Origin of the sequence: Streptomyces montanisoli (assembly GCF_017813245.1) — a bacterium.
Classification (GTDB): Bacteria; Actinomycetota; Actinomycetes; order Streptomycetales; family Streptomycetaceae; genus Streptomyces; species Streptomyces montanisoli.
On the sequence record NZ_JAGIQL010000088.1, the window covers coordinates 17,375 to 27,287 of the forward strand.

Consider the following 9,913-nt stretch of genomic DNA (forward strand, 5'->3'; position numbering starts at 1 on the left):
GAGGCCCGGGCACAACGGCCCGGGCCTTCAGGCCTCGTCGCCGCGGCACACCGCGCGTGTGACGAACGCCGCATCCGCGCACAGCGCGCCCGCGTCGCCCGCCACGTCCGGCGCGCCCGTGCCGGCGGTCGCCCCGCCCAAGGCGAGCCGGCGCGACGCCCGCGGGCTCTGGCCTGAGAAGGCCGCGCTTCTGTCCGCGCTCCTGCCCGAGGAGTCCGCCGAGTCTGCCGAGTTCGTCGAATCCGCCGAGCCCGCCGAGTCCGCCGAGCCCGCCGAGTTCGCCGCGTCCACGGAGTCCGCCGAGTCCGCCCTGCGCGCGTGGCTGTGCGGGGCCACGCCGTGCGGGCCCTCGCCGTGGGCGGACGGGATGAAGAACAGCCCGCACAGCATGATCCCGGCGGCACCCGCGGTGACGAGCGGACGGAACGCGGCGGAGCGGAAAGCGACGGACACGAGATCGATCCCCTTGTGACGACGTCGAATTGGCGGGGTGCGCCGATGCTAGTGAAAGCGACCGTGCGGGGGAAAGTCGCGTTCCAGTTCGTCTACTCGATGTGTGCGCTCGCATACACACCGTTGAGGACGGAAGTCCCGAACGGGACGAGGCGGCACGAGCTTCCCGAAAACCGTGTCACCCTGGAAGGCCCGGCTCCGCGCCAGAGCGGTGCGGCAAGCCGCAGTGGCCTCGGCCACATCGCCCTCCGGGCGGGCACCGAACGGCCTGCCGAGGTTGTTCAGGGAGCTGTGGGCTCCCGGGAGCCATCGGCACAGTATCCGGCGACGATGGAGAAGCGTGTGATGACGGTAAGGAAGCGGCGGACGAGCATCGCGGCCGCGTCCGCGGTGCTCGGTGGCGTGCTGGCGCTGTCCGCGTGCAGCGGCGGCCACGACGGCGGCAGCGCATCCGCCGCACCGACGAAGTCGGGCCAGGCGGCCGCAGACAAGGCCGCGGCGCAGGACACGTCCGACGCGAAGATATCCATCACGCCGGGCAACGGCTCGGACAACGCGAGCATCAACAACGCCGCCAAGGTCACCGTCTCCGGCGGCACGCTCACGCAGGTGAGCCTCTCCACGGCAGACGGGAAGGCCGTCAAGGGCACCCTGGCCGCCGACGGCAAGAGCTGGAGCCCGGACGGCCAGCTGGAGCGCTCCACCACGTACAAGGTCGCCGCCACGGCCAAGGACGCCAAGGGCCGCGGCGCCAACGAGAACGCGACCTTCACCACCGTCTCGCCGAGCAACAGCTTCATCGGCAACTTCACGCCAGAGGACGGCTCGACCGTCGGCGTCGGCATGCCGGTCTCGATCAACTTCGACAAGGCGATCACGGACAAGAAGGACGTCCAGAAGAACATCCAGGTCTCCTCGTCGAGCGGCCAGCAGGTCGTCGGCCACTGGTTCAACTCGAAGCGCCTCGACTTCCGGCCGGAGAACTACTGGAAGGCCGGCAGCAAGGTCACCATGAAGCTGTCGCTCGACGGCGTCCAGGGCGCGAACGGCGTCTACGGCGTCCAGCAGAAGACGGTGTCCTTCAACGTCGGCCGCAGCCAGGTCAGCACGGTCGACGCCAAGACGAAGACGATGGTCGTGCGCAAGGACGGCAAGACCATCAGGACGATCCCCATCTCCGCGGGCTCGCCCGAGCACACCACGTACAACGGCCAGATGGTCATCTCGGAGAAGTACAAGAAGACCCGCATGAACGGTGCGACGGTCGGCTTCACGGACTCCGACGGCAAGGGCGAGTACGACATCAAGGACGTGCCCGACGCCATGCGCCTGACCAGCTCGGGCACGTTCATCCACGGCAACTACTGGGGCGCGCCCTCGGTGTTCGGCAGCGCCAACACCAGCCACGGCTGCGTGGGCCTGCAGGACGTGAAGGGCGCGGGCGACCCGAGCACGCCCGCACACTGGTTCTTCGACCACTCCCTGCTCGGTGACGTGGTCATCGTGAAGAACTCCCACGACAAGACGGTCCAGCCCGACAACGGCCTCAACGGCTGGAACATGAGCTGGAGCGACTGGCAGGCCGGCTCGGCCGTCTGAGCCGCGCGCCACGGAGGCCGCATCCCCTCGCCGGGGTGCGGCCTCCGCGTTGTGCCGCCGCGTTCTCACGGGGCTCTCATCGTTGCCTCAAGGACCTGTCACGACATGCCCATAACTTCACGGCATGTTCGTCACCTACCTCCGGCGCGAATTGCGTCGCCGCAGAAGAGCGGCACTCGTCATCGCGTCAGGACTCGCCCTCGGCATCGCGCTCGTGATCGTGGTCAGTTCGGTCACCTCGGGCATGAACAAGGCTCAGGACAAGGTCCTGCAGTCCCTCTACGGTCTCGGCACCGACATGACCGTCACCAAGGCCGCCTCGCCGCCGAGTTCGGGCTCCGGCTCCTCCGGCCGCCCCAAGTTCAGCTTCAAGGGCCAGGACAAGGACGACGACAGCACCCAGTCCACCGACCGCGTGATGGTCCAGGGGTTCCAGACCCTGGCCGACACCACCGTCACCAAGGTCAAGGGCCAGCACGGTGTCGCGTCCGCGGTCGGCGGGCTCAGCCTCAACGTCCTCAAGGTCAACGGGCAGTTCAAGCGCGGCCAGGTCGCGCCCGGCCAGGGCGGCGCCGGGCAGCCGGGGCGCGGCAGCAACGGCGGGTCAGGCGGCTCAGGCGGATCCGCGGGCGGCGGGCAGGTGCAGGGCGGCGGCGCGTCGTTCGACGTCGACTCGTACACCGTCTACGGCACGGACGTCACCGACTCGACGCTCGGCCCGCTGACGAGCTCCAAGCTGACGAAGGGCCGGACGTTCAAGACGTCGGAGACCAACGCCGACGTGGCCCTCGTCGACAGCTCCTACGCCAAGCAGAAGAGCCTCGCCGTCGGCAAGACACTCACCGTCCACGGCACCAAGTTCAAGGTCATCGGCATCGCCACGGCCGACAGCGGCGACGCCGCCGCCGACGTGTACATACCGCTGAAGAAGGCGCAGACCCTCGCCGACACCAAGGCGAAGGTCACCACCGTGTACGTGAAGGCCTCCGACTCCCAGCAGATCGACGCGGTGAAGTCCGCGATCCGCAAGAACGTGCCCGGCACGACGGTCACCACCTCGGCCGACCTCGCCTCCACCGTCTCAGGATCGCTCTCCACCGCGTCGGGGCTCGCCTCCGACGTCGGCAGGTGGCTGTCGATCGCGGTGCTCGTGGCCGCGTTCCTCGTCGCGGGCCTGCTCACCTCGTCGGCCGTACGACGCCGGGTACGCGAGTTCGGCACGCTCAAGGCGCTCGGCTGGAAGAGCGGCAGGGTCACCCGCCAGGTCATGGGCGAGGCCCTGGTCAACGGGTTGATGGGCGGCGTGCTCGGGATCGTGCTCGGCCTGGTCGGCGCGTACGTGGTCTCCGCGATCAGCCCGACGCTGACCGCGCAGCTCGCGGGCGGCTCAGGCGGCTCCGGTGGCGGCGGGGGATTCGGCGGTAACGGTGGCGGCTTCGGCGGCGGTGGCGCGGGCGGGCCGGGCGGCCCGGGACGCCAACTGGCCGCGAAAGCCGTGCAGGTGTCCCTCACGGCGCCCGTCTCGCTGAGCGTGATCGCCGTCGCGGTCGGCCTCGCGGTGGCCGGCGGCCTCATCGCCGGCGGCTTCGGCGGCTGGCGCGCGTCCCGGCTGCGGCCTGCGGACGCGCTGCGCCGCATCGAGTAGCCGGCCCGGGAGCCGGAGCCGGCACGCCCCGCTCCGGCGCCCGTCCCCACGCACGTGCCGGTACGGGTTCCGCACACCCGCGGAGCCCGTACCGGCACGGCACCGTCCCTTACTCCGCCTCCCTTGTCCTCGTCCCGCAGGAGTCACCTCATGTACCAGCTCACCGCAGTCACCAAGCGCTACCAGCGCGGCAAGCAGACCGTCCAGGCGCTCGCCGGTGTCGACCTGACCATCGCCGACGGCGACAGACTCGTCATCCAGGGCCCCACCGGCGGCGGCAAGTCGACGCTCCTGCAGATGCTCGGCGCCCTCGACCGCCCCACGGACGGCACCGTCGAGCTTGACGGCACCGACCTCGGCAAGCTGTCCGAGGCGCGACTCACGCGCGTCAGGGCCGAGACCATCGGCTTCGTGTTCCAGAGCTTCAACCTCATCCCCACGCTCACCGCCCAGGAGAACGTCGAGACCGCGCTCGTCCCGCTCGGCGTCAAGGGCGCGGCGCGCCGTGAACGGGCCGCACACGCGCTGGAGTCGGTGGGGCTCGGCGAGCGGCTCGGGCACGTGCCGGGCGAGCTGTCCGGCGGGCAGCAGCAGCGCGTGGCCATCGCCCGCGCCCTCGTGAAGGAGCCGAAGGTGCTCCTCGCGGACGAACCGACGGGAAATCTGGACGAGTCGATGCGCGACGAGATCATGGAACTCTTGGAGGGACTCTGGAAAGAGCGCGGCCTGACCTTCATCATGGTCACTCACGACAGCACCATCGCCCGCCGCGCACCGAGGCTGGCCACGATCCGCAAGGGACGGGTCACGGTCACCTCGAACGCTCCCGCCTGACCAGCACCGCCGGACCAGTACCGCCCGACCAGCACAGCCTGACCAGCACCGCTCGGTTCCACCGCCTGTCACCGCCGGCCCGTGTCCTGGCCGTCGTCAGGACGTCTCCGTAAGTCAGGGGCGTCGCCACCCTCGTACGCGTAGGTTCTCCACATGCTGATCACACTGGCACAGCCGCCATCGGACGCCGAGATCGACGCTTGGCACGCGGTCATCAGCGCCGCGCACGTGCGGGACCTGCCGGCCGCCGTCCCGGAGCCGAACCGCTCCGAGACGGCGGGGAAGCTGCGCGTGCCGCCGTTCAACGGCCGCGAGGTGCACCTGGCGGCGGTGGCGGAGGACGGCACGTACGAGGGCGTGGCCTCGCTCCTGCTGTGGACGGAGCCGCCCAACCAGCACGCGGCCTACCTTCACAAACTCGTGGTGGACCCGGGGGCGCGGCGCAGAGGTGTCGGCGCGCTGCTGTGGGGCGCGATACGGGAGCGGCTCGCCGCCGAGGGCCGCACGTCGGTCTCCACGCGCCTCGAACTCGGCGGCGCGGGCGAGGCGTTCGTGGACAGCCTGGGATTCGTGAAGATGCTGCCGCTCACCCGGTACGTCCAGCGGGTGGAGCAGGCGCGCGCGAGCACGCCCCGCCTGCCGCTGCCGGAGGGGCTGCGCTTCGCGCACTGGACGGGCGTCGCGCCGGACGAGCTGGCCGGCAGCCTCGCCGAGGCGCACAACGCGCTCGTGGACGCGCCGAGCGGTGACCTCGCGGCGCGGCCGCCGCACTGGGACGAACAGCGGGTGACCGCGGCCGCCCGGCTGGTGGGGGAGCGGGGCGGGGTGCTGGTGACCACCGCCGCGATCGACACCCGCGCCGGCGCCGGCGCCGGCACCCGCACCCGCGCGGGCGGCACGGTCGGCGCGCATGGAGCGGACAGCGCGGACAGCGCGGTCGGCGTCACGGGCGGCGCCGTCGTCGCGTACACCGAGGCCGTGCTGCACACGCCCGAGGACTCGCGCGCCGCCACCGGCGGCACGGTCGTCCTGCCAGGACACCGCGGCCGGGGCGTGGGGCGCGCGGTCAAGCGCCACCTGCTCGACGTGCTGCACGACGAGCACCCGCAGGTGCGCGAGATCGTCACGTCGGTCGCGGACGGGAACGGCGCGATGCTCGCCGTCAACGAGTCACTCGGCTACCGGCGCGAACGGCCCGCGGGCCTGTTCGAGATGAAGGTCTGAGCCTCGGGGTCCGGGGTCCGGGGTCCGGGGTCCGGGGTCCGGGGCCGGGGGTCCGGGGCCAGGGGCCAGGGGTCAGGCCGCGTTGCGTACCGTCGTCTCGCGCGCCCGCATGTACAGGTTCTGCTGCGTGTAGTAGCTCCACGGCAGTGCGTTCACGTACCCGTCGACGTGCCTGAACTGCTCGAGCGCCGCGTCGAACCTGTCCTGCTTGTAGAGGAAGTACGCGAGCAGGTGGCGCAGTTCCGGCAGGCGCGGGTGGTCGGCGGGCGCCGCGGCCGCGTCCATCAGTGCGCGGTCGATGCGGCCGGTCAGCTCCGCCGTGCGGTACTCCTCCGGGTCGCGCGTCGACTCCAGGTGCTCCTCGAACCACGCGATCAGCGGGAACGCCGTCATCAGCGACCCGAGCGGCGCTCCGGCCGCCGCGTCCGTCGCGAACTCCTCCGCCAGCGGCGCCGAGCCCTTGCCCTTAGGCAGCCAGTACCGCAGCGCCGCCGCGTGCGCCGCGTACAGGTACGGCTCGCGGATGATCGCCTCGCGGAAGAGCGCACTCAGCTCCGAGTGCGGCACCTCGGCCGCCACGGCGCCGCCGATCTCCACCACGTACGGCGTGGGGTCCGCGGGGTCGGCCTCCTTGGCGCGCTCGAGCGCGGCCGTCCTCGCCGCGCCCGGGCCCTCGGCGCCCGCCCGTACGAGCGCCGCGTCGCCGTCGCCCTCGCGCCCCTTCTCCCACTCGGCGAGCCAGGCCGGCGCCGTGCCGTCCGGCGTCGTACGGTCGGCTGCCGCCTTGCCCAGCAGCTCGGCCCACAGGGCCCGCCGCTCCCAGTCCTTGTTCGCGGCCGCCGTCGCCAGCAGCTCGGCCGCGGGCTCCCAGTCGCCGGCCTCGGCCGCGGCGAGCGCACGCGCCGCCTCGGGCCCGGGGGCGGCCGCGTACCGGGTGTCCTGCTTCTGCGCGGGCAGCAGGCCCAGCTCCGCCGAGCGCTCCGAGGGGACCGCGGCGTCCTGGGACGCGGCGACCTCGGGGCCCGTCATCGTCTTGATCATGCGGTCGGCGCCGCGCCGCGACCTGAACCAGAAGTAGATGCAGATCCCTATGAGGATCACCAGGATGACGCGTGACACGGGGTTCCAATCGGTCGGCGGGCGCTTCGGGCGCTTCCTTCAGTGTGCGCCCCCGCGACGCGTACCCCGCATCCGCGCCCGCGCGGCCCTGAGCCCGCGTCCTGCTCGTTCGCGCGGCCCCGTGCTCGCGCGTCCTGCTCGCCCGCGCGTCGCGCGCCCGCGGCGCCCCGCCCGACCCCGGGCGCCGTTACCCCCGCAGTGTCGCCGGGCTGCCGCCGCTCGCCTCGTAGCCCGCGACCGCCTTCGCCCGGTGCGTGGCGTACGCGGCCGCCGGGTCACGCGCGTACGTCCACGGCACGGCCCCCACGTGCCCGTCCACCAGCAGCAACTGCTCCATAGCCTCGCGCCACCGCGACATCCGTACGAGGAAGAGCACCAGCAGGTGCCGCACGTGCGGCACCACCGCGTCGTCCGCCGCCGCCTCGCGCACCGCGGACGTCGCGTCCGCCACCGCGCGCTTCACCGCCTCGCCGCGGTACTGGCTCCGTCCCAGGCCGGGCCGCGGCAGGTGCTCGTACAGCGCGAACAGCGGCAGCGCCGCGAGCAGCGAGCCCCGCGGCGCGCGTGCCGCGGCCTCCGTCGCGAAGGCGCCCGCGTCCTTGCGGGAGCCGTGCCACCTGGCGCTGAAATAGCGCAGCGCCGCCAGGTGCGCGCCCATGTGCGCGGGGGCGCGGTCCACGACCTCGGCCCACAGGCGCTCGAACCGTTCGCGCCGGTAGCCGAGGCCGCGCGCCACCGCCAGCTCGATCACGTACGGCACCGGGTCGCGCGGCGCGAGCGCCGCCGCCTCCGCGCACACCGTGCGCGCCTCCTCCAGGATGATCCGGAACTCGTCCGAGCCCGGCCGCGCCGTGCGCCACGCCTGCTGCACCAGGAACTCCGCGAAGACCTCCGCCGCGCCCGCGTCGTCCGGCGCCTCGGCCCGCCATTCGCGCAGCCAGTCGGCACCCACCCCGCGCCCCGGCCGCGCCGTGAGCTCCAGGCAGGCCGCGCCCGCGAACCCCTGGACGCGCTGCCAGCGCGCCTCGCCGCGCTCAGGCGTTCCGGCCAGCAGCCGCGCCGCGGGCTGCCAGCGCCGCGTGCCCTGGACGACGTCGATCACGTGCAGCAGGTCCTCGTCGGGGCCAGGCAGCCGCACGTCGAGCTCCTCGCGCGGCACGAACCCGTACGCCTCGGGGTCCGCCAACTCGACCGACCCGCGCATGGCCTCCGAGGCCGCGACCCGCCGCAGACGCAGCAGCAGACCCACGGGGGCGGCCAGGAGGACGAACGCGAACAGGAACCAGAGAACGTCCATACGGCCATTGTCGCGGAGAAGCCCCGCGACCGGGACCGCCCCATGCGATCCCGTCCGCATGATCCTGCCCGTCCGGTCACAGGCCGCCCGTCGGGTCGCCGGGCCGCACGCACAGTCGCCGGTACCGCCCGCACAGTCGCCGGTACCGCCCGTATCCCGGCTACGCTCGGGCGTCATGACCCACGAGCACACCGGCGACACGTTCCACTTCGAGACCCGCGCCATCCACGCGGGCAACACCGCCGACCCGGCGACAGGGGCCGTCGTCCCCCCGATCTACCAGGTGTCCACCTACAAGCAGGACGGCGTGGGCGGGCTGCGCGGCGGCTACGAGTACAGCCGCAGCGCCAACCCGACCCGCAGCGCGCTGGAGGAGAACCTCGCGGCCATCGAGGGCGGCACCCGCGCCCTCGCGTTCGCGTCGGGCCTGGCGGCCGAGGACTGCCTGCTGCGCACCCTGCTGTCGCCCGGCGACCACGTCGTGATCCCGAACGACGCGTACGGCGGCACGTTCCGCCTCTTCGCGAAGGTCGCCTCCCGGTGGGGCGTGGAGTGGTCCGTCGCGAACAGCTCGGACGCCGAGGCGGTGCGCGCGGCGCTCACCCCGCGCACCAAGGCGATCTGGGTCGAGACGCCCTCCAATCCGCTGCTCGGCATCAGCGACATCGCGGCGCTCTCGGGCGTCGCGCGTTCCGCCGGCGTCAGGCTGGTCGTGGACAACACGTTCGCCAGCCCCTACCTGCAGCAGCCGCTCGCGCTCGGCGCCGACGTCGTCGTGCACTCCACGACGAAGTACATGGGCGGGCACTCGGACGTCGTGGGCGGCGCGCTGATCGTCGCCGACGCCGGCCTCGGCGACGAACTGGCCTTCCACCAGAACGCGATGGGTGCCATCGCCGGCCCGTTCGACGCCTGGCTGGTGCTGCGCGGCGTCAAGACGCTCGCCGTGCGGATGGACCGCCACTGCGAGAACGCGGCCCGCATCGCCGACATGCTCACCAACCACCCCCGCGTCTCGCACGTCCTCTACCCGGGCCTGCCCGACCACCCGGGACACGAGGTCGCGGCCAAGCAGATGAAGGCGTTCGGCGGGATGGTGTCGTTCCGCGTCGCGGACGGCGAGGCGGCGGCCGTGGCGGTCTGCGACCGCGCCCGGCTGTTCACGCTCGGCGAGTCGCTCGGCGGCGTCGAGTCGCTGATCGAGCACCCCGGCCGCATGACCCACGCCTCGGCGGCCGGCTCACCCCTTGAGGTCCCGTCCGACCTGGTGCGCCTCTCGGTGGGCATCGAGTCGGGCGACGACCTGCTGGAGGACCTCAAGCAGGCCCTGGCCCGGGACTGACGCCCCTTCGCGGGCGCGGCGCCGCCGTCACAGCAGGCGTGGCGGCGGCGCGATGACGGACGGGGCCTGTTGCGGCCAGGGGGACGCGACGGCCAGCCATGCCAGCAGCGCTGTGACGGCCGCGAGCAGCGTCAACAGCGCGATCCGTCGCGTCACCCGTCTTCGGTAATCGATACGGGCGCCCCGCGCCGCGGCCCGGCGGGCCAGGTCGGGCGGCACCGGCGGGTGGGGCGTGTCCATCATCCGCCGGACGCGGTCCTCCTTCGGGGTCACGGCGCGACCGCCGGTCCCGAGGCGGCCCCCGCAGCCGGGCCCGCCGCCGGGGCCCCGAGTACGGGAGAGCACACGTTCTGAACTCCAGTGTCCGTTGGGTCTCGTGAGCCGGCTTCTGCTCCAGGGT

At 72.9% G+C, this 9,913-nt stretch carries 9 protein-coding genes; 5 read left to right on the plus strand and 4 right to left on the minus strand.

The window, feature by feature from the left end; genetic code table 11:
- Positions 1 to 27: 27 nt before the first annotated feature.
- Positions 28 to 453, minus strand: coding sequence for a hypothetical protein (locus JFN87_RS20445; protein ID WP_209341991.1), 426 nt, complete (start codon positions 451 to 453; stop codon positions 28 to 30).
- A 330-nt stretch (positions 454 to 783) separates the two neighbouring features.
- Between JFN87_RS20445 and JFN87_RS20450 the strand changes: the two genes are divergently transcribed.
- The 4 genes from JFN87_RS20450 to JFN87_RS20465 all read left to right on the plus strand — a co-directional run bounded on the left by JFN87_RS20450 (position 784) and on the right by JFN87_RS20465 (position 5,755).
- Complete coding sequence (locus JFN87_RS20450; protein WP_209341993.1) at positions 784 to 2,052, plus strand: L,D-transpeptidase; 1,269 nt, start codon at positions 784 to 786, stop codon at positions 2,050 to 2,052.
- A gap of 124 nt (positions 2,053 to 2,176) precedes the next feature.
- Positions 2,177 to 3,697, plus strand: a complete 1,521-nt coding sequence (locus tag JFN87_RS20455; protein WP_209341995.1) for an ABC transporter permease — start codon at positions 2,177 to 2,179, stop codon at positions 3,695 to 3,697.
- A 150-nt stretch (positions 3,698 to 3,847) separates the two neighbouring features.
- Positions 3,848 to 4,531, plus strand: a complete 684-nt coding sequence (locus JFN87_RS20460; RefSeq protein ID WP_209341997.1) for an ABC transporter ATP-binding protein — start codon at positions 3,848 to 3,850, stop codon at positions 4,529 to 4,531.
- 153 nt (positions 4,532 to 4,684) lie between these two features.
- Positions 4,685 to 5,755, plus strand: coding sequence for a GNAT family N-acetyltransferase (locus JFN87_RS20465; RefSeq protein ID WP_209341999.1), 1,071 nt, complete (start codon positions 4,685 to 4,687; stop codon positions 5,753 to 5,755).
- 72 nt (positions 5,756 to 5,827) lie between these two features.
- On the opposite strand, the gene JFN87_RS20470 is transcribed toward JFN87_RS20465, so the two are convergent.
- Positions 5,828 to 6,874 (minus strand): hypothetical protein, encoded by a 1,047-nt coding sequence (locus JFN87_RS20470; protein WP_209342001.1) that lies wholly within the window; start codon positions 6,872 to 6,874, stop codon positions 5,828 to 5,830.
- Between the two features lie 187 nt (positions 6,875 to 7,061).
- Positions 7,062 to 8,171 carry a hypothetical protein gene (locus tag JFN87_RS20475; RefSeq protein WP_209342004.1) on the minus strand — a complete coding sequence of 370 codons (1,110 nt, stop codon included), beginning with the start codon at positions 8,169 to 8,171 and terminating at the stop codon, positions 7,062 to 7,064.
- A 175-nt stretch (positions 8,172 to 8,346) separates the two neighbouring features.
- Between JFN87_RS20475 and JFN87_RS20480 the strand changes: the two genes are divergently transcribed.
- Complete coding sequence (locus tag JFN87_RS20480; RefSeq protein ID WP_209342005.1) at positions 8,347 to 9,513, plus strand: cystathionine gamma-synthase; 1,167 nt, start codon at positions 8,347 to 8,349, stop codon at positions 9,511 to 9,513.
- A gap of 27 nt (positions 9,514 to 9,540) precedes the next feature.
- On the opposite strand, the gene JFN87_RS20485 is transcribed toward JFN87_RS20480, so the two are convergent.
- Positions 9,541 to 9,786: a hypothetical protein gene (locus JFN87_RS20485; protein WP_307865526.1), complete on the minus strand. Its 246-nt coding sequence runs from the start codon at positions 9,784 to 9,786 to the stop codon at positions 9,541 to 9,543.
- Positions 9,787 to 9,913 lie beyond the last annotated feature (127 nt).

What these genes read in the sequence shown, in the direction of transcription:
- JFN87_RS20450 (WP_209341993.1), top strand. Translation starts at nt 784, where the DNA reads ATGGAGAAGCGTGTGATGACGGTAAGGAAGCGGCGGACGAGCATCGCG.
- JFN87_RS20455 (WP_209341995.1), top strand. Translation starts at nt 2,177, where the DNA reads ATGTTCGTCACCTACCTCCGGCGCGAATTGCGTCGCCGCAGAAGAGCG.
- JFN87_RS20460 (WP_209341997.1), top strand. Translation starts at nt 3,848, where the DNA reads ATGTACCAGCTCACCGCAGTCACCAAGCGCTACCAGCGCGGCAAGCAG.
- JFN87_RS20465 (WP_209341999.1), top strand. Translation starts at nt 4,685, where the DNA reads ATGCTGATCACACTGGCACAGCCGCCATCGGACGCCGAGATCGACGCT.
- JFN87_RS20475 (WP_209342004.1), bottom strand. Translation starts at nt 8,171, where the DNA reads ATGGACGTTCTCTGGTTCCTGTTCGCGTTCGTCCTCCTGGCCGCCCCC.
- JFN87_RS20480 (WP_209342005.1), top strand. Translation starts at nt 8,347, where the DNA reads ATGACCCACGAGCACACCGGCGACACGTTCCACTTCGAGACCCGCGCC.